At 66.2% G+C, this 18,361-nt stretch carries 18 protein-coding genes; 15 read left to right on the top strand and 3 right to left on the bottom strand.

Annotated features, from left to right (window positions below; translation table 11 throughout):
• Positions 1-66 precede the first annotated feature (66 nt).
• On the bottom strand, positions 67-627 hold the full coding sequence (locus NG701_RS18940) for a hypothetical protein (protein WP_252569840.1): 561 nt from the start codon (positions 625-627) through the stop codon (positions 67-69).
• Positions 628-1,033: 406 nt separating this feature from the next.
• Between NG701_RS18940 and NG701_RS18935 the strand changes: the two genes are divergently transcribed.
• From NG701_RS18935 to NG701_RS18895, 9 genes are all read left to right on the top strand, one after another.
• Entirely contained in the window at positions 1,034-2,776 is a 1,743-nt protein-coding gene (locus NG701_RS18935) for a nitrite/sulfite reductase (RefSeq protein WP_252569838.1), read from the top strand.
• Positions 2,777-2,826: 50 nt separating this feature from the next.
• A complete protein-coding gene (locus NG701_RS18930; protein WP_252570555.1) occupies positions 2,827-3,555 on the top strand; it encodes a phosphoadenylyl-sulfate reductase in 729 nt (242 codons plus the stop codon).
• Entirely contained in the window at positions 3,552-4,574 is a 1,023-nt protein-coding gene (cysD, locus tag NG701_RS18925) for a sulfate adenylyltransferase subunit CysD (RefSeq protein ID WP_252569836.1), read from the top strand. The genes NG701_RS18930 and cysD overlap by 4 nt, the downstream gene beginning before the upstream one ends.
• Positions 4,575-6,014 carry a sulfate adenylyltransferase subunit 1 gene (locus NG701_RS18920; protein ID WP_252569833.1) on the top strand — a complete coding sequence of 480 codons (1,440 nt, stop codon included), beginning with the start codon at positions 4,575-4,577 and terminating at the stop codon, positions 6,012-6,014.
• A 127-nt stretch (positions 6,015-6,141) separates the two neighbouring features.
• On the top strand, positions 6,142-7,308 hold the full coding sequence (locus NG701_RS18915) for an RtcB family protein (protein WP_252569830.1): 1,167 nt from the start codon (positions 6,142-6,144) through the stop codon (positions 7,306-7,308).
• Positions 7,309-7,420: 112 nt separating this feature from the next.
• On the top strand, positions 7,421-8,557 hold the full coding sequence (locus tag NG701_RS18910) for an ABC transporter substrate-binding protein (RefSeq protein ID WP_252570553.1): 1,137 nt from the start codon (positions 7,421-7,423) through the stop codon (positions 8,555-8,557).
• Positions 8,558-8,594: 37 nt separating this feature from the next.
• A complete protein-coding gene (locus NG701_RS18905; RefSeq protein WP_141141322.1) occupies positions 8,595-9,320 on the top strand; it encodes an ABC transporter ATP-binding protein in 726 nt (241 codons plus the stop codon).
• Complete coding sequence (locus NG701_RS18900; RefSeq protein WP_252569827.1) at positions 9,310-10,266, top strand: ABC transporter permease; 957 nt, start codon at positions 9,310-9,312, stop codon at positions 10,264-10,266. The genes NG701_RS18905 and NG701_RS18900 overlap by 11 nt, the downstream gene beginning before the upstream one ends.
• 234 nt (positions 10,267-10,500) lie before the next feature.
• Positions 10,501-10,950, top strand: coding sequence for an SRPBCC family protein (locus NG701_RS18895; RefSeq protein ID WP_252569825.1), 450 nt, complete (start codon positions 10,501-10,503; stop codon positions 10,948-10,950).
• 7 nt (positions 10,951-10,957) lie between these two features.
• On the opposite strand, the gene NG701_RS18890 is transcribed toward NG701_RS18895, so the two are convergent.
• On the bottom strand, positions 10,958-11,449 hold the full coding sequence (locus tag NG701_RS18890; RefSeq protein WP_252569824.1) for a cupin domain-containing protein: 492 nt from the start codon (positions 11,447-11,449) through the stop codon (positions 10,958-10,960).
• 75 nt (positions 11,450-11,524) lie between these two features.
• Between NG701_RS18890 and NG701_RS18885 the strand changes: the two genes are divergently transcribed.
• The 5 genes from NG701_RS18885 to NG701_RS18865 all read left to right on the top strand — a co-directional run bounded on the left by NG701_RS18885 (position 11,525) and on the right by NG701_RS18865 (position 16,554).
• Entirely contained in the window at positions 11,525-12,139 is a 615-nt protein-coding gene (locus tag NG701_RS18885) for a TetR/AcrR family transcriptional regulator (RefSeq protein ID WP_252569820.1), read from the top strand.
• Positions 12,140-12,249: 110 nt separating this feature from the next.
• Entirely contained in the window at positions 12,250-13,194 is a 945-nt protein-coding gene (locus NG701_RS18880) for a PLP-dependent cysteine synthase family protein (protein WP_252569818.1), read from the top strand.
• Positions 13,195-13,332: 138 nt separating this feature from the next.
• The gene (locus NG701_RS18875; protein ID WP_252569815.1) at positions 13,333-13,629 is read left to right on the top strand and encodes a putative quinol monooxygenase; all 297 of its coding nucleotides are present in this window, start codon (positions 13,333-13,335) and stop codon (positions 13,627-13,629) included.
• 102 nt (positions 13,630-13,731) lie between these two features.
• A complete protein-coding gene (gene cobA, locus NG701_RS18870; protein ID WP_252569813.1) occupies positions 13,732-14,988 on the top strand; it encodes a uroporphyrinogen-III C-methyltransferase in 1,257 nt (418 codons plus the stop codon).
• Positions 14,989-15,087: 99 nt separating this feature from the next.
• A complete protein-coding gene (locus NG701_RS18865) occupies positions 15,088-16,554 on the top strand; it encodes an FAD-dependent oxidoreductase (protein ID WP_252569810.1) in 1,467 nt (488 codons plus the stop codon).
• Positions 16,555-16,658: 104 nt separating this feature from the next.
• On the opposite strand, the gene NG701_RS18860 is transcribed toward NG701_RS18865, so the two are convergent.
• Positions 16,659-17,486: a DUF1206 domain-containing protein gene (locus NG701_RS18860; protein WP_252569807.1), complete on the bottom strand. Its 828-nt coding sequence runs from the start codon at positions 17,484-17,486 to the stop codon at positions 16,659-16,661.
• 225 nt (positions 17,487-17,711) lie between these two features.
• Between NG701_RS18860 and NG701_RS18855 the strand changes: the two genes are divergently transcribed.
• Positions 17,712-18,248: a hypothetical protein gene (locus tag NG701_RS18855; protein WP_252569805.1), complete on the top strand. Its 537-nt coding sequence runs from the start codon at positions 17,712-17,714 to the stop codon at positions 18,246-18,248.
• Positions 18,249-18,361 lie beyond the last annotated feature (113 nt).

Below are 18,361 nucleotides of genomic sequence, written 5' to 3'. Positions count from 1 at the left end.
TCCCGGGCCTGACCGGATACTGCGATTAACTTGACTGCAGGCACTGTTGTGCTGAGGGCATACGGATCAGCAGCTGAGCGCCACTGCGCCGGTGAGTCCGTTCGGATCACTCGCTGTGCAGGTGAAAATGACAGTATCAGCCTGTTTGATCACTAGGGTGATTGACGTCACCGTCAGCACCGGGTTGACGCCTGTCCAGTTGTTGTTCGGGCAGCCGGCTTCGGCGCCACTCAATGTCTCCTCAGCCGTCAGCACGACTGGAAGTGTGGTGAGTCTGAGGGTCCCGTTCTTGACAGCATCGCTAGGAATTGGAGTGGCTACCGTTGCCGGTCCCACCAGCACCTTGTTTTGTCCTGGTGCGACGTTTCCGCCCTGGTTTTGGCACTGGTAAACGGCAGTACCCTCAACCGAGACAGTGGCCACGAGATCTCCATTTCCAAGGCCCGCGAGTACGGCTTTACAGATCGTTGTAGCAGTTGTCCCGTCGGCCGAGAGGGTCACCGTACAGACGGGGGAGCCGCCACGCTTAAAGTGCGGGCTGGCGGCTTGGGCTGCCGACAGGCCTGTGGCAAACACCAACAGGATGGCTGCAAAAAGCATTAAGAGGGGTCGGAGGTGGGATTTCATGGTTACTTCCTGGGGGCTGCAATGGTTTCAAACAAAAGATTTCGAGTTTCATCGATTCAGTTGTGCCGGCCTCGATGCCGCCACGACCGATAACAGGCCCAGGTTCCCAGTACGTACCAGGGCCAAACTCTGCGCAACTTCCCAGCTAGCCGCGCGTCAGGCACGGCCGATAGCAGATATTGACTTTTTCGGAATTTCTGCTAGGGCATGCCCAAGACTACTCCCGGCCGCGTCCCTCGTCCATGGGTCAACGGTGCCATCGGCCCCCCTGGACGAGGGACGTGGCGAATCACAACACCTGGCCTTCTTCAAGGGCGCTCGGCGGTTCGTGACGAATTGTTTCCCTAGGTGACCTCGCGTTTCCAGACCTTTGTGACGCGCTTCGGGAGCCACCTACAGTCGATGCATGACTGATACAGCTCTAGCCGGAGCGTCCGTGGACCCCGCAGCCAAGCGCCCCGCGCGCGCCTCCCGCCCCGCGGCAAAGCCGCACGGGCAGTGGAAGGTGGACGGCAAGACTCCGCTGAACGCCAACGAAACCTGGAAACAGGAAGACGACGGCCTCAACGTGCGCGAGCGTATCGAGACCATCTACTCCAAGGACGGCTTCGACGCCATCCCCAGCCAGGACCTGCACGGCCGCTTCCGCTGGTGGGGCCTGTACACCCAGCGCAAGCCCGGGATCGACGGCGGCAAGACCGCCACGCTCGAGCCGCACGAGCTCGAAGACAAGTACTTCATGCTGCGGGTCAGGATCGACGGCGGCGCGCTCACCACCGAGCAGCTGCGCGTCATCGGCCAGATTTCCGTGGACTTCGGCCGGGACTCCGCCGACCTCACGGACCGCCAGAACATCCAGCTGCACTGGATCCGGGTGGAGGACATCCCCGAGATCTGGAACCGGCTTGAGGGTGTCGGCCTGTCCACCACCGAGGCCTGCGGCGACGTGCCCCGCGTCATCCTAGGCTCGCCCGTGGCCGGCATCGCCAAGGACGAGATCATCGACCCCACCCCGCTCATCGCGGAGCTGGGTGAGCGGTTCATCGGCAACCCGCTGCTGTCCAACCTGCCGCGCAAGTACAAGACCGCCATCACCGGCCACCCGAGCCAGGACGTGGTCCACGAGATCAACGACTTCGCCCTCGTAGGCGTCCGCCACCCCGAACTCGGCGTCGGCTACGACCTCTGGGCCGGCGGCGCGCTGTCCACCAACCCGATGCTCGGCAAGCGCCTGGGCGCCTTCGTGAAGCCGGAGGAAGCCGCTGAAGTCTGGCTCGGCGTCACCAGCATCTTCCGCGACTACGGCTACCGGCGCATGCGCACCAAGGCCCGCCTGAAGTTCCTGATGGCCGACTGGGGACCGGCGAAATTCCGCCAGATCCTCGAGGACGAATACCTCGGCTACAAGCTGGCCGACGGTCCCGCCGCGCCCAAGCCCACCACTCCGGGCGACCACATCGGTGTGCACGAGCAGAAGGACGGCAAGTTCTTCATCGGCGCCACCCCGCTGGCCGGCCGCCTGTCCGGCGTGCAGCTGGTGAAGCTCGCGGACACCCTCGAGGCCCGCGGCTCCTACCGCCTGCGCACCACGCCGCACCAGAAGCTTGTGGTCCTGGACGTTGCCAAGGACCACGTGGAACCGCTGGTTGCCGAGCTGGACGCCCTGGGCCTGTCCGCCCGCCCGTCCGTGTTCCGCCGCGGCACCATCGCCTGCACCGGCATCGAATACTGCAAGCTGGCCATCGTGGAAACCAAGGTCACCGCCGCCACCGCCGTCGCTGACCTGGAACGCCGCCTGGCGGACCTCGCGGAGTCCGGCGAACTGCCGCACGCGCTGTCCCTGCACATCAACGGCTGCCCCAACTCCTGCGCCCGCATCCAGACCGCGGACATCGGCCTTAAGGGCATGATGCTGCCAACGCCCGACGGCGACCCCACCCCGGGTTTCCAGGTCCACCTGGGTGGCGGGCTGGCTTCCAACAGCCGCGAAGAGGCAGGTTTGGGACGCACCGTCCGCGGCCTGAAGGTATACGTCGAGGACCTGCCGGACTACGTGGAACGCGTCGTGCGCACGTTTGTGGCTCAGCGCGCCGATGGCCAGACCTTCGCCGAGTGGGCCCACGCAGCAGACGAGGAGGCCCTCCAGTGAGCAAACACGCATTGGGAATCGACCCGGTGACCCCGGTTGAGGCAGCCCCGGTGGTTGAGCCTGTCGAAACCCCTGCTGTCCTCCGCACCCACGACGAGCTCAAGGTCATCGCCGAGTCCGGCGCCGCCGAGCTCGGCTGGGACGCCCCCGCCCGCGACGTCATCGCCTGGGTGGAGCGCAACTTCGACCTGTCCGCGGTGGCCGTCGCGTGCTCCATGGCCGACGCCGTCCTGCCGGCGCTGGTCGCGGACCAGCTGCCCGGCGTCGACGTCCTGTTCCTGGAGACCGGTTACCACTTCCCGGAAACCTATGCCACGCGTGACGAGGTGGCCGCGAACCTCCGCGTCAACGTGGTGGACGTGCTTCCCGAGAACACAGTGGAACAGCAGGACCGGCTCCTGGGCAAGGACCTTTTTGCCCGCGACGCCGCCCAGTGCTGCGCCCTCCGCAAGGTGGCCCCGCTACGCCGCACGTTGGCCGGCTACGAACTTTGGTTCACCGGTGTCCGCCGCGACGAGGCTCCCACCCGGACGAACACCCCGCTGGTGACCTGGGACGAAATCAACGGCCTGGTCAAGGTCAACCCGGTGGCCGCTTGGACGTTCGACCAGCTGGTCCAGTACTCCGATGACAACCTCCTGCCCGTCAACCCGCTGCTTTCCCAGGGTTACCCCTCGATTGGCTGCCAGCCCTGCACCCGCAAGGTGGCGCCGGGCGATGACCCCCGCGCCGGCCGCTGGGCAGGCACCGACAAGACAGAATGCGGACTACACGTATGAGCATCGAAACCACCAACGAGGACCTGGAGCTGTCTGTGCTGGAACTTGACGCTGATTCTCCGAAAGCGGCGCATCGCGCGAGCGAGGAACGAGCGAGTGTGTCTAAGCCGCGTGGAGAAGCAGTGACAAGACTCTCCAGCCTGGACGCACTCGAGTCCGAAGCGATCCACATCATCCGCGAAGTCGTGGCCGAGTTCGAGAAGCCTGCGCTGCTGTTCTCCGGCGGCAAGGACTCCGTGGTGATGCTGCACCTGGCCACCAAGGCGTTCTGGCCGGGCAAGGTCCCGTTCCCCGTGCTGCACGTGGATACCGGCCACAACTTCCCCGAGGTCATCGACTTCCGCGACCGGACGGTGGAGCGACTGGGCCTCAAGCTCGTCGTCGGCTCCGTCCAGGAGTTCATCGACCGCGGCGAGCTGGCCGAGCGTGCCGACGGCACCCGCAACCCGCTGCAGACCGTCCCGCTGCTGGACGCCATCCAGCAGAACAAGTTCGACGCCGTCTTCGGCGGCGGCCGCCGTGACGAGGACAAGGCCCGCGCCAAGGAGCGCATCCTGAGCCTCCGCGACGAATTCGGGCAGTGGGATCCGCGCAACCAGCGCCCCGAGCTGTGGAACCTCTACAACGGCCGCCACACCGTGGGCCAGCACGTCCGCGCGTTCCCCATCAGCAACTGGACCGAGTTGGATATCTGGCGCTACATCGAACGCGAGAACATCGAGCTGCCGGGCCTGTACTATGCCCACCTCCGCGAAGTGTTTGCCCGCGACGGCATGTGGCGTGCGGTGGGCGAGGTTTCCCAGCCGTTGCCGCACGAGGAAGTCATCGTCAAAACCGTCCGCTACCGCACCGTGGGCGACATGTCCTGCACCGGGGCGGTTGAGTCGGACGCAGCCACCGTGGGCGACGTTGTGATCGAAGTTGCCGCCTCCACCATCACCGAACGTGGCGCCACCCGTGCAGATGACCGCATCTCCGAGGCAGCCATGGAAGACCGCAAGAAGGATGGTTACTTCTAAATGAGCACCGAAACCTCACTCCTGGCCGCCAAGCTGGAAACAGCCCTGCCCACCACGCTTTTCCGCTTCGCCACCGCGGGATCGGTCGACGACGGGAAGTCCACTCTGGTGGGCCGCCTCCTGCACGACTCCAAGGCGATTCTTGCTGACACGCTTGACGCCGTTGCCCGCACCTCCGCGGACCGCGGTTTCGGCGGCGCGGGTGCCACCGGCACCCAGGCAATCGACCTGGCCCTCCTGACCGACGGACTGCGCGCCGAGCGGGAGCAGGGCATCACCATCGACGTGGCCTACCGCTACTTCGCCACGGACCAGCGCAGCTTCATCCTGGCCGACTGCCCCGGGCACGTCCAGTACACCAAAAACACGGTGACCGGCGCGTCCACGGCGGATGCCGTCGTCGTACTCATTGACGCCCGCAAGGGTGTCCTGGAGCAGACGCGCCGGCACCTGTCCGTGCTGCAGCTGCTGCGGGTGGCGCACGTGATTGTGGCTGTGAACAAGATCGACCTGGTGGACTTCAGCGAGTCCGTGTTCCGTGAAATCCAGGCCGACGTGCAGCAGGTGGCCCGCGAACTGGGCATCGGCTCCGCCGAGCTCGGCAGCGCGGACCACATCGATGACCTGCTGGTGATCCCGGTGTCCGCCCTCGACGGCGACAACGTGGTGGACCGTTCCGAGCGCACCCCCTGGTACGACGGCCCGGCCCTGTTGGAGGTCCTCGAGACGCTGCCGGCCGCGGACGAGATTGACACGCAGCTGGAGAGCTTCCGCTTCCCCGTGCAGCTGGTCATCCGGCCGCAGGGTGCGCTGGCTCCCGACGCCGTTGCCGGTGGCCTGGACGTTGAGTCCTACCGTGACTACCGCGCATACGCCGGCCAGATCACTGAGGGCTCCGTGAAGGTGGGGGACTCCGTGTCAGTGCTGACCCCCGGCCAGGCTGCCCGCACCACCACGGTGACCGGTATTGATTTCGCCGGCGAGTCACTGCAGGAAGCGTTCGCCCCGCAGTCCGTGGCGATCCGCCTGGCGGAGGAATTCGACGTCGCCCGCGGTGACACCATTGCCGCCGCCGGCACCTTCCCGGAGTCCACCGCCGACCTGTACGCCGCGCTGTGCTGGCTGTCGCCGAAGCCGCTGCGTGAAGGTGCCAAGGTGCTGGTCAAGCACGGCACCCGCACCGTCCAGGCGCTGGTCCGCAGCGTCAGCGGCAAGCTGGACCTGGCCACCTTCAAGCTCGAAGGCGCGTCCAGCCTGGAGCTGAACGACATCGGCCACGCGCAGCTCCGGCTCGCGGCGCCGCTGCCGCTGGAGAACTACCTGCACCACCGCCGCACGGGCGCGTTCCTGGTCATCGACCCGCTGGATGGCAACACGCTGGCCGCGGGCCTGGTCAAGGACCACCCGGGCGACCACGAGGACGAGCGCTACTCCATCTAAGTTTCGGCTTGAGCTGCCCTGCCCCGCATTACCGGTGTTGCCCGACACCGGTTATGCGGGGCATAGCCGTCCGTGGGGCTTGTGGGCCTGAGTCTGCCGCACCATGATCGTGAGTGGGAGGCGCGGCGTGGAGACCATCAACAGCAAGCTCATCAGCTGGGCCTCGATCCTGGACGCCAAGACCCGCGAGCAGGCGCTGGCCACGTCCACGCTGCCGTTCATCTACCCGCACCTTGCCCTGATGCCGGACGCGCACCTGGGCAAGGGCGCCACCGTGGGCTCGGTGATTCCCACCCTGCGCGCCATCATCCCGGCCGCCGTGGGCGTGGACATCGGCTGCGGCATGATCGCCGTGCGGACCCGGTACTCGGTCAAGGACCTGCCCAAGGACCGCAAACGGCTGCGCGAGGACATCGAACGGGCCATTCCCTTGTCCGCCGGGCATAACAACCGGAGCGTCCAGCACACTGCCGAACCGCGCCTCGCCGAGCTCCGGAAGCTCGCGGCGCAGGCCGGCTTCAACCCGGCCCAGTATCTGGCCAAGTGGGAGCTTCAGCTGGGCTCGCTGGGATCAGGCAATCACTTCATCGAGGTCTCCGCCGACGAGACCGACGCCGTCTGGCTGTTCCTGCACTCGGGCTCGCGGGGCGTGGGCAACAAGATCGCGCAGCACCACATCGGCGTAGCCCAGCAGGTGACCCGGAAACGCGGGAGCAGGCTGCCCGACCCGGACCTCGCCTACCTGGAGGAGGGTACCAGCGAGTTCGCCCGCTACATCAAGGAACTCCGCTGGGCGCAACATTTCGCCCTCCTGAACCGCGAGGAAATGATGGACCGCGTCATTACGCAGTTCGGGCACTGGGTGGGCGGCCACGTCAAGGAGCGCGAGCGGATCAACTGCCACCACAACTTCACGCAGCAGGAGACCCACTACGGCAAATCCGTGTGGGTATCGCGGAAGGGGGCGATCAGAGCCGAGCACGGCGATCCGGGACTTATTCCCGGGTCCATGGGGACGGCGTCGTACGTGGTGGAGGGGCTAGGCAATACCGTTTCGCTGAACTTCTCCCCGCATGGGGCCGGGCGCGAGTACTCCCGGACGGCTGCCCGCAAAACGTTCTCGCTGGCCGAGCTGAAGACGGCCATGCAGGGCATCGAGTTCCGGGCCACCGAGGCGTTCATCGACGAGATTCCGGCGGCGTACAAGCCCATCGATGTGGTGATGCGGGACGCTGCCGACCTCGTCAGTGTGCGGCACAAACTGCGGCAGCTGATCAACGTCAAGGGGGACTGAGCCGGGCCCCGAATGTGACGTTGCATGAACCCGCGTGACCCCCCGTTTCTGCTTCATTGAATGGGTTTATGCCACTCCCTATGGTGAAACAATGACTAGTTCCAAGCCCGGGATGACCCGCATCGAGGCCGGCGAAAGCGCAGTACCCAAGCGCAAGCGTGCCATCGAGGCAGCCCTGGCCATCGGGCTCGTGTTCCTGATCGCCGCCGGGGCCGTAGTGGCGTCGTCCATTTCCCGTAATACGGCGGCAGAGGCAGCCATCCCGTCGCCCACTCCGGCCGCAGAACTGAAGCTGGGCTACTTCGGAAACCTGACTCATGCTCCCGCGTTGGTGGGCGTGAAGCAGGGGATCCTCGCCCGGAACCTGGGCAGCACCAAGCTCAGCACCGAGACTTTCAACGCGGGTCCTGCCGCGATCGAGGCGCTGAACGCCGGAGCCATCGACGCGGCATACATCGGCCCAAATCCCGCCATCAACTCGTTTGTCAAGAGCGAGGGGGAGTCCGTCAGCGTCATCGCGGGCGCTGCCGCAGGTGGCGCGCAGTTGGTTGTCCGTCCTGAGATTACTTCCGCGGCCGAGCTCAAGGGGAAGACGCTCGCCTCGCCTCAGCTCGGTGGCACGCAGGATGTGGCGCTTCGCGCATGGCTCGGCTCGCAGGGCTACAAGACCAATGTGGACGGCAGCGGCGACGTCGCAATCAACCCCACGGAGAACGCCCAGACGCTGAAACTGTTCCAGGATGGAAAGCTCGACGGCGCGTGGTTGCCTGAGCCGTGGGCGTCCCGTTTGGTGCTCCAGGCCGGAGCCCAGGTCCTGGTGGACGAAAAGGATCTGTGGGACGGCTCGCATTCCGGCAAGGCCGGCGAGTTCCCCACCACCATCCTGATTGTGAATAAGAAGTTCGCCGCCGCGCACCCGGACACCGTGAAAGCCCTGCTGCGCGGCCACGTGGAGTCCGTGGCCTGGCTGAATGACGCGCCTGCCGCAGAGAAAACAAGTGTCATCAACGGCGCCCTGCAGGAATCGGCAGGCGCGGCGCTTCCCGCCGATGTCCTTGACCGAGCCCTGCAGAACGTGGTGTTCACGGTGGATCCGCTCGCGGGAACCTACCCCAAGCTCCTCGAAGACGGCGTGAAAGCCGGCACCACGAAGCAGGCGGACATCACCGGACTGTTCGACCTCCGTGTCCTGAACGAAGTCACCGGGACCGCCGAACGGGCCTCCGCGGCCGGCCTCGGCCAGGACTGACCGTCACCTACCGCACCAACTACTTAAGGACGGGACCATGCCAGTCGTACTGGAAAACCTGGGCAAGCGCTTCGGCGACGGCGCCCCGGTGCTGGACGACGTCAACGCCAATATCGGCGCGGGCGAATTCGTAGCCCTCCTCGGTGCATCCGGCTGCGGCAAATCCACCCTGCTGAACATCATGGCGGGACTGGAGGTCCCGACGTCGGGCGCCCTTGAAGTACCCAGCGACGGAGCAGCCTTTATGTTCCAGGACGCTGCCCTCTTCCCCTGGCTGACGGCGCGGGAGAACATCGAGCTGGCCCTGAAGCTGCGCGGTGTGGGGAAGGCTGAACGCCGGATCAAGGCCAACGAGCTGCTCGAGCTGGTGCATCTCGGCGAGGCGGGGGACAAGCGTCCGCACGAGCTTTCCGGCGGCATGCGCCAGCGCGTGGCACTGGCCCGTGCCCTGTCGCAGGACCGGCAGCTGCTGCTGATGGATGAGCCGTTTGCCGCCCTGGACGCCATCACCCGCGACCTGCTGCACGACGAGCTGGAACGAATCTGGAAGGAAACCGGGCGGACAATCGTTTTTGTGACCCACAACGTCCGCGAGGCCGTGCGGCTGGGCCAGCGTGTGCTGCTGCTGTCGTCCCGGCCCGGCCGCGTGGTCCAGGAATGGGCCGTCACCGAGGAACACCGAACCGACGCCGGCCTGGCCGGACAGCTGACCGGGGTCATCACCGCCCGGCTGCGGGAGGAGATTCGCCGCCATGCCAAATAACCCCACGCCCCTCGCCGAGACCGAACCGGTGGTCGAGAGCAGGCCGGAAACCCGCAAAGTCCACGCCGCCCTGACCCGAACTTCCACCGGGCATGAGGACCTGCGCGAGCTCGAGGCCGGGCTGGATTCGCTCCAGTCCGACGCCGCGCGCAAGCACCGTATCGACTGGAGCCGTGTGCTTCTGCCCGTCGCGGCCCTCGTGGTCCTTGTCCTGATCTGGCAGTTCTACGTATCCCTGGGCCTCAAGCGCCGCGACCTTGTGCCCGGTCCGCTCGACGTCCTGGGCCAGATCGGCATCCTCTGGGGTGAGGCCAAACTGCAGGAAGCGGTGTGGACCTCGCTGCAGCGCGGGCTGGTCGGGTTCCTGATCAGCGTTGCCATTGCCACGCCGGTGGGGTTGCTGCTGGCCCAGGTTGCGCCGCTGCGCCGTGCCTTCGGGCCGCTGATTTCCGGCCTTCAGGTGCTGCCGTCCGTAGCCTGGGTGCCCGCGGCCATCATCTGGTTCGGGCTTACTGACGCCACGGTCTACTTCGTGGTGTTTATGGGTGCGATCCCGTCCATCATCAACGGGCTGATCTCCGGCGTGGACCAGATCCCGCCGCAGTACCGACGGGTGGGCACCGTCCTGGGCGCCAACCGTTTCCAGATGGCCGTGCAGATCATCCTGCCTGCCGCCCTGCCCGGCTACCTCAGCGGGCTCAAACAGGGCTGGGCATTCTCCTGGCGGTCGCTCATGGCCGCGGAAATCATCGCCGTGGGCGGCACCATCGGCTTCGGCCTCGGCTCGCTGCTTGACCAAGGCCGGGTCCTGTCTGACATGACGGTTGTGATGGCTGCAATCCTGCTGATCCTGGCCGTCGGCATCCTCATCGAGCTGCTGGTGTTCGCCCCGATCGAGAAGCGCCTCCTCCGCAGCCGCGGCCTGCTCGCCGGTAGCACCCGCTGACCCAGCGGTATGTCTCTAACCCGGCAGCACACCCTCAAGCGGCAGAGACCTGTCAGAAGAGCCCGACGGCGAGTCCCGCCGTCGGGCTCTGCTGTTGGTGCCGGGACCTAATTGCCTCCGGTGTGCCGAACGGGGGCACATTGACACGGACACGCCGCGGACTGAAACGGTGCCTGGCCTTTCCCTTCCAATGTGCCCCACGACGGTGTGGCAGAGGTCTGGCAGACTGGTGCCATGGCTGTCAGCTTTGTGTGCCGCACCGCGTCCGCCCTCCCGCGGGAGCGCCTGTTCGATCTCGCACACAGCATGGAGGCGCACGTTGATTCCCAGAAGGCCGCCGGCGAACGGGCAGTAGGCGGGGTCACGTCCGGCCTGATCGGCGACGGCCAGGAGGTGACCTGGCAGGCCCGGCATTTCGGCCTACCGCTGAGGATGACCAGCCGCGTCACCGCACTGGAGTTCCCCGCGAGCTTCACGGACGAACAAGTCAGGGGCCCGTTCAAAACGTTCCGCCACGTCCACGAGTTCGAAGCCACGGCCACCGGCAGCATCATGACGGACCGCGTGGAGTTCACGGCACCGCTTGGGATACTGGGCCGGCTGGTGGAAGTCCTGGTCCTGCGCCGCTACCTGCAGCGGCTCATCACCGAGCGTGGGATATTCCTGGCCGGCCTTGGAGAATAGGCCGCGGCTAAGCCTCAGGAAACGGCGGTGGCCCGACGATCTCGATGCCGCCGTTCAGCTGCCCTGATTCACGGATGCGGTCGAAATCCACAACGCCGGCTTCGCCGTCGTTGAGCGGTTCGCTCGCGCCGAAGTAGAAGGCCTGGGCGCCGCCGGGGGTGTGCAGGCACAGCACGCGGGTCCCCTCCTGGAGGACTTTGAAAGCGTGCGGGACACCCCTCGGCGCAATGGTCACGCCACCCGCTCCGACGTGATGCTCAGTGCCGTCCATGTTCATAAGGATCTCGCCGGCCAGGATGTACAGCGTTTCGTCGGAGTCCGGATGGGTGTGCATCGGCGTCACCTTGTTCAAGGCCATCTCGACTTCGAAGAGCAGGAAAGCCCCCGCGGTGTCTTCCTCCGTGGCCTTCCAGGTCTGCACTCCGCCGCCGAAGAACCAGCGCCTGGCCCCTTCGCCGGGCTGCAGGACAACTGCGGATGCTGAGCTCTTCGTCTTCATGGTGGTCGCCTCAATAGTGGTCGGAAGACTTATGGGACTGAGGTCCCATAACAAGACTGGAGTACTATGAAGAGCATGTCAAGACCCTACGTAGACGTCGGCCGCACCGGCCAGAAACGCCGCACCCTTGATGTGCTGGTTGCTGCGGCGCGCCAGCTTGTGGCGGATGGCGCCGCGCCTACAGTGGACGACGCCGCGCTCGCCGCGGGCGTAGCCAGGAGTACGGCCTACCGGTATTTCCCTGGGCAGCGGGAGTTGCTGGCCGCTGCCCATCCGGAAACTGCCCGCACGTCCTTGCTTCCGGACGTTCCGCCCGAAGATGTGGCCGGACGGCTGGATGCCGTGGTGGTGGAGTTCACCAGGATGATCGTCGAAACCGAGGCGCAGCAGCGGACCATGTTGAGGCTTTCCCTGGAGCCGCCCGAGGATGGGCCCAGGAGCCTGCCCTTGCGGCAGGGGCGTGCGATCGCCTGGATCTCGGAGGCGCTTGCCCCGCTCCAGGGGCAATGGGCTGACCAGGACATTCAACGGCTGGTCCTGGCGATCCGCAGCGCCACAGGCATTGAATCCCTGGTCTGGCTGACGGACGTCGGCGGCCTGAGCAGGGAAGAGGCGGTCGCTTCTATGCGGTGGACTGCCGGTGCACTCCTGAAGCAGGCGCTGCTGGACGGACCCCCGGAATGCGGCTGAAACGTCCGCCCCGTTGCACCGGAAAATGACGCGACTCCCGGTCCTGAGGGGTATACCTTGGGACTTATCCGGAGTCATCAGGGCAGGCGTTGCGCGATGTGAGGAAGACCATGGAACGTGCGGTGGGGGCAGGCGGGGGCGTACTGGCGGGGATAGGTTCTACGCCACTGATCGAGCTGGGCAAAGTGGTACCGGCGGGATCGGCCAGGGTGCTCGCGAAGCTGGAGTTTGCGAACCCTACCGGGAGCATGAAGGACCGGATGGCCGTAGCCGCGATCAGGGGTGCAGAAGCCCGCGGCGACCTCAGCCCGGGTGACACCGTCGTCGAGTACACTGCCGGGACAACAGGCATCTCGCTCGCGTTGGTCTGCGCAGCCGAAGGTTACCGGCTCCACGTCGTTTTTTCGGACGCGTTCAGCGATGAGAAGCGCCGCACCATGGAGGCGCTCGGAGCAACGGTCGAGGACGTGCCAAGCGACCACGGAAAAATCACGGAGCAGCTGATCAAAGCGATGATCGCCCGGGCGGGTGAACTGAGCGCGCAGCCGGGCCATTGGGCCTGCGACCAGCTCAACAACCGGGATGCGATCACGGGTTACCTCGCCTTGGGCCAGGAAATCTGGCAGCAGTCCTATGGCCGCGTCGACGCTTTCGTCCAGTTCGTCGGCACCGCCCACTCGATCCACGGCACGGCGCGTGCCCTTCGCGCCCACCTTCCCGGGCTGCGGGTCGTCGCCGTCGAGCCGGCCGAGTCTGCCGTACTCTCCGGGGGCCCGACGGGCTCGCACCGGATCGAGGGGACCGGCATCGGCTTTATTCCCCCGCTTTGGGAGCCAGCGGAGGTGGATGCGATTGAACGGGTCTCATCCGACGAAGCGATGGCGATGAGCCGGCGGCTTGCCCGCGAGGAAGGCATCTTTGCCGGGACCTCCTCCGGAGGAAATGTCGTGGCCGCGCTGCGTGTGGCCGAACAGCTCGGTCCAGACGCAACCGTTGTCACCGTCATGGTCGACTCCGGCTTCCGCTATCTCAGTACCGGTCTTTACGGGCAGTAGCCAGGAATCGCATCGCGCGGCCGGAATACGGGGTATCCCATCGTTCCGTCGGACCCTTGTTCTGGTCCGGGCATCTTCCTAGACTCTGGAATAGGCCGGCAGGCGGCCGATTCCGCTGATGTTCTTGAGGAGACTGCAATGGCGCTTAACTTTGGAGTACTGGCACTGGTCGAGGCCAAGCCGGGCAAGGAGCAGGACGTCTGGGACTTCCTCAGCGGAGGCCGTGACATCGTGGCCACCGAGCCGGGCACTAAAACCTGGTACGCCTTCCGCGTCGACGAAAACACCTTCGGCATCTTCGACACCTTCGAGACTGAGGAAGCGCGGCAGGAGCATCTCAACGGTGCCATCCCGGCGGCGCTCGGCGAACACGGCCCAAGCCTCCTGGCCAGGGATCCCAACATCCGGCTGATCGAGCTCATCGCCGTGAAGTAGCCCCGAACCGGGACAGCACCGAATGTGACGCCCCGTTACCTTACGTGAACTGGTGTTTCCGCTGCCGTTGTTGGTGAAACGGCGCGGCCCTACCGTTGATTCATGGCAATTCAGGATATTTACCCCACAGCACTGCGGCTGCTCGGCCGCCCCGTGCTGGTGGTGGGCGGCGGCCCCGTGGCTGCACGCCGTGCCAAGGGCCTGCTCGACGCCGGTGCGCAGGTCACCGTCGTGGCTCCCGTTGCCTCCGCCGCGCTCCGCGAACTGGCCGACGCCGGCCTCCTCACCTGGGAGCCACGCACTTACCTTCCGTACGACGTCGACGGCGTCTGGTTCGTCCAGACGGCCACCGGCGATCCCGCCGTGGACACCCAGGTGTCGGTCGACGCCGAGGCGCAGCGCATCTGGTGCGTCAACGCCTCCGACCACGAAGCCTCAGCCGCGTGGACGCCCGCCGTCGCCGTGGTGGATGACGTGCAGATCGCCGTGAACGCCGGGGGAGACCCGCGCCGTGCCATGGCCCTGCGTGACGCCGTCGCCACCGCACTGGAAACCGGCGACCTCCCGCTGCGCCGCCGTCGTGCGTCTGCGGGCTCCGTCGCCCTTGTGGGCGGCGGGCCCGGCGACACCGGCCTCATCACCGTCCGCGGCCGCCGGCTCCTCGGCCAGGCCGACGTCGTGGTGGCAGACCGCCTCGGCCCGCGCGAACTGCTCAAGGAACTTGCCCCCGACGTCCGCGTCATTGAGGTGGGCAAGACTCCCGGCCACCATCCCGTGCCGCAGTCCGAGATCAACCGCATCCTCGTGGACGAAGCCCTGAAGGGGCACCGCGTGGTCCGGCTCAAGGGCGGCGATCCGTACGTCCTTGGCCGCGGCGGCGAGGAAGCCGAATACTGCCGGCAGCACGGCGTCGAGGTTGAAGTGGTCTCCGGCGTCACGTCCGCGATCTCCGTCCCGGCCGCCGCCGGCATCCCCGTGACTCACCGCGGGCTGGCCAAGGGCTTCAGTGTTGTCACTGGCCACGAGGAGCTGTCCGAGGTCCCCGCCCGGGCAGATCACACCATCGTCCTGCTGATGGGCGTGGCCGCACTTCGCGACTCCGCCGCTGCCTTGGCCGGCGCCGGTTTGCCTCAGGACACTCCAGTTGGCATCGTTGAGAACGGCTATCTGCCGAATCAGCGCGTGACGATCGGCACGCTCGGTTCCATCGCCGACCAGGCGGAAGCCACCGGCGTCGCAAATCCTGCCGTGATTGTGATCGGCGACGTTGTCCGCGTCAGCCCGTTCGCGCCGTCGCGCTTCAAGACAGCGGACTACAGCACCACCACCCCGAACAAGCCCCGAGTCCTCACCACCTAGCCCTCACCCTGAAACCCATCGATTGCTCCGCAACCGCCCTTATGAGGCCTCAGAAGGGCCATTACGGAGCAATCGATGCAGAAGAAAAGGAACACAGCCGTGTCATCAAGCACCTCCGTAGGTTCTGCCGAGCGTCCGCTGCGCGTTGCCGTTGTGGGCTCCGGCCCGGCCGGCGTCTACGCGGCGGACATCCTCACCAAGAGCGAAGCCGTCAAGAGCGGCGAGCTCACCGTGAGCATCGACCTCTTTGACCGCTACCCGGCACCCTACGGCCTGATCCGCTACGGCGTGGCCCCGGACCACCCGCGCATCAAGGGCATCGTCAACGCCCTGCACAAGGTCCTGGACCGCGGAGACATCCGCTTCTTCGGCAACGTGGATTACGGCACGGACATCTCCATCGAGGACCTCCGCACGCACTATGACGCCGTCATCTTCGCCACCGGCGCCATCAAGGACGCGGACCTGAACATCCCGGGCATCGAGCTGGACGGCTCCTACGGCGGCGCGGACTTCGTCTCCTGGTACGACGGCCACCCCGACGTCGCCCGCGAATGGCCGCTGGACGCCACGGAAATCGCCGTCATCGGCAATGGCAACGTGGCCCTGGACGTGGCCCGTGTCCTGTCCAAGCACGCCGACGACCTGCTGGTCTCCGAGATCCCGGACAACGTCTACGCCGGCCTGAAGAACTCGCCCGTCACGGATGTGCACGTCTTCGGCCGCCGCGGCCCGGCCCAGGTCAAGTTCACGCCGCTGGAGCTCCGCGAGCTGAGCCACTCCAAGGACGTGGACATCATCCTCTACGCCGAGGACTTCGAGTTCGACGAGGAATCGGACCGCCAGATCCAGAGCAACAACCAGACCAAAACCATGGTGGGCACGCTCACCAACTGGATCGCCGAGCAGCCCGAGGACCTCTCCGAGCTGACCGCTTCCCGCCGCCTGCACCTGCACTTCCTGCACAGCCCGGTGGAGATCTACGACGACGCCGCGACGCCGGGCAAGGTTGCCGGTATGAAGTTCGAGCGTACCGAGCTGGACGGCACGGGCAACGCCCGCGGCACCGGCGAGTTTGTGGACTACCCCGTCCAGGCCGTCTACCGCTCGATCGGCTACTTCGGCTCGGCGCTGCCGGAGATCGAGTTCGACCACAGAAAGGGCGTGGTACCGAACGACGGCGGACGCGTCCTGGATGCCGCCGGCACCCACGTGCCGGGCATCTACGCCACGGGCTGGATCAAGCGCGGACCGGTCGGACTCATCGGCCACACCAAGGGCGACGCCCTGGAGACCGTGACGTACCTGCTCGAAGACCGCGAAAACCTGCCGGTTGCCGCCGTTCCCGAGGCGGACGCCGTCGTCGGACTCCTTGACGCCCGCGGCGTGAAGTTCACCAGCTGGGAAGGCTGGCTGGCCCTGGACGCGCACGAACTCGCGCTGGGTGCCGCGGCCACCGAAGCCGGCGGATCCCACGGCGTGGAGGTCAAGCGTGAGCGCATCAAGGTGGTGCCGCGCGAGGACATGGTTGCCATCTCCCGCGACGGCGTAGCCGCCAACGTCTAGCTCCGAACCAGCTCCCGCACTACAGCGCGAACAGGCAGCTAATGACCGCAAACCGCAAATTTGAGGTCATTAGCTGCCTGTTCGCGCTTTTTTCGTCCGTGGCCCTACATCCTGCCGAACCGGGCCCGGACCAGCGCAAACAGGCCATAGCAGATGAAGCCCGCACCGATCGCGACGAGCAGGTGCGGGCCGAACGGATGGTCGCGGAGTGCCTTCAGACTGCCGTCCAGCCCGGTGGATTCCTCGGGACTCTGCTTCCCGGCGGCGATAACAAACAGCAGCCCGGCCAGGTTCAGGGCGATTCCCTTGGCCACGTGCCCGGTGACGCCGAGGGCGTCGATGAGCCTGCCGCGGCGGGTCCCCTCGAACCGGAAGAGTTCCTCCTTGAACCCCCGACGGACACCCTTGACCACAAAGTAGACGCCCACGCCCATGGTGGTCAGGCCCACCGCCACCAGCACAGGCAGCCCGAACGGAGCGTCCAGGAGGGCGGTGCTGATATCCCGGGTGGTGTCACCCGAGTCCCCGCGAATCCCGACGGCGAATCCGGCGAAGCTGAGCCCCACGCTGCCGTAGACAATGGCCAGGCATCCTGACGAGATCAGTTTTCCCAAGCGCTGGGCGTTGGGCAGGCGCCGCGCGCGGAGCGTGGCCTCACTCAGTTGCCACAGCGCAAGGCCGGTGCACGCCACCACACACGACCACAGCACGGCCGGTCCCCACGGGTTGGCGCCCAGCTGCTCGATGGCACCGGTGGCTTCCGCTTGCCCCGGCTGACCGAAGGCCAGGGCGATGGCAATAAAGCCAACAATGATGTGCAGCAGCGCCATCACACCGAATCCCGAGCGCGCCACAACGTCCAGCGCCTTGGTGTCCGACGCCTCCTCGACGGCGTCTGCCGCCTCGCCGATGGTGGATTCCCCGTCTGCCATTGTTAGCCGTTCGTCGGTCGTTACGGGTGCGAAGTGCCGGCTCCGGGCCAGGTCATGTGCGTCTGTCCATGGCGACGATGTTACGCCCAACCGCCGGGGAAGTCGGACTTTCGGAACATTGGTAAGTGTGCTTACCATGATGTGTCCCTGACCTAAAAGGGGCACGGCCAGCGAAGACCGCACCAGCGGCATTTCGGAACCAGTTCGACGTTAGGAAGCCACAACATGGCAGGAAATTTTTTTGCCCGGTCCATTCACGATCTGAGCGCTGCGGCATGGTTCGGCGGCGCGCTGATGGGAGCCATCGGTCTGAACGGGGCGACGGCAGAGGCCAAGGATCCGACGGAACGCACCCGTCTTTCCAGCGCGGGCTGGATGAAGTGGGCTCCGATCCAGACGGCGGCTTTCGCCTCCCACCTGGTGGCTGACCTCGCCATCGCGTGGGAGAACAAGGGACGCATCGCGAAGCAGGACGGCGTTGCCCGCGATACCGCGATCAAGACGGCGGTCACGGTTGCCGGCGCCGCCGTGACACTCTACGCCGGCATCCTTGGCAAGAAGGTGGAGAAGCTCGCCGACGAGGGAGCGAGGGGCGCCACCGAGCCGAATCCCGGAGCGTCCGAGGAACTGCAGTCAGCGCAGGAGCAGCTCAAGATGCTGCAGTGGGCCATTCCGGCTTTCGCCGCCGCCGTGATTATCCTCGGCGCCAAGCACGGCGAGATGCAACGGCCCAAGAACGTGTTCCAGGGCCTCCGCCCCTAAGCGGTAGCAGCAGCACTAAGACGCGGTAACGCCCGACGTCGGTTCGCACCCAGGTGCCGGACCGTCGTCGGGCGCTGTGCTTGCGACGCGCAAAAGTGCCTCCGACGCGCAAA

Origin of the sequence: Pseudarthrobacter cellobiosi (genome assembly GCF_023913815.1) — a bacterium.
GTDB lineage: Bacteria > Actinomycetota > Actinomycetes > Actinomycetales > Micrococcaceae > Arthrobacter > Arthrobacter cellobiosi.
Note: the sequence above shows the minus strand (reverse complement) of the source record. Positions and strands in the feature narration are given on the sequence as shown.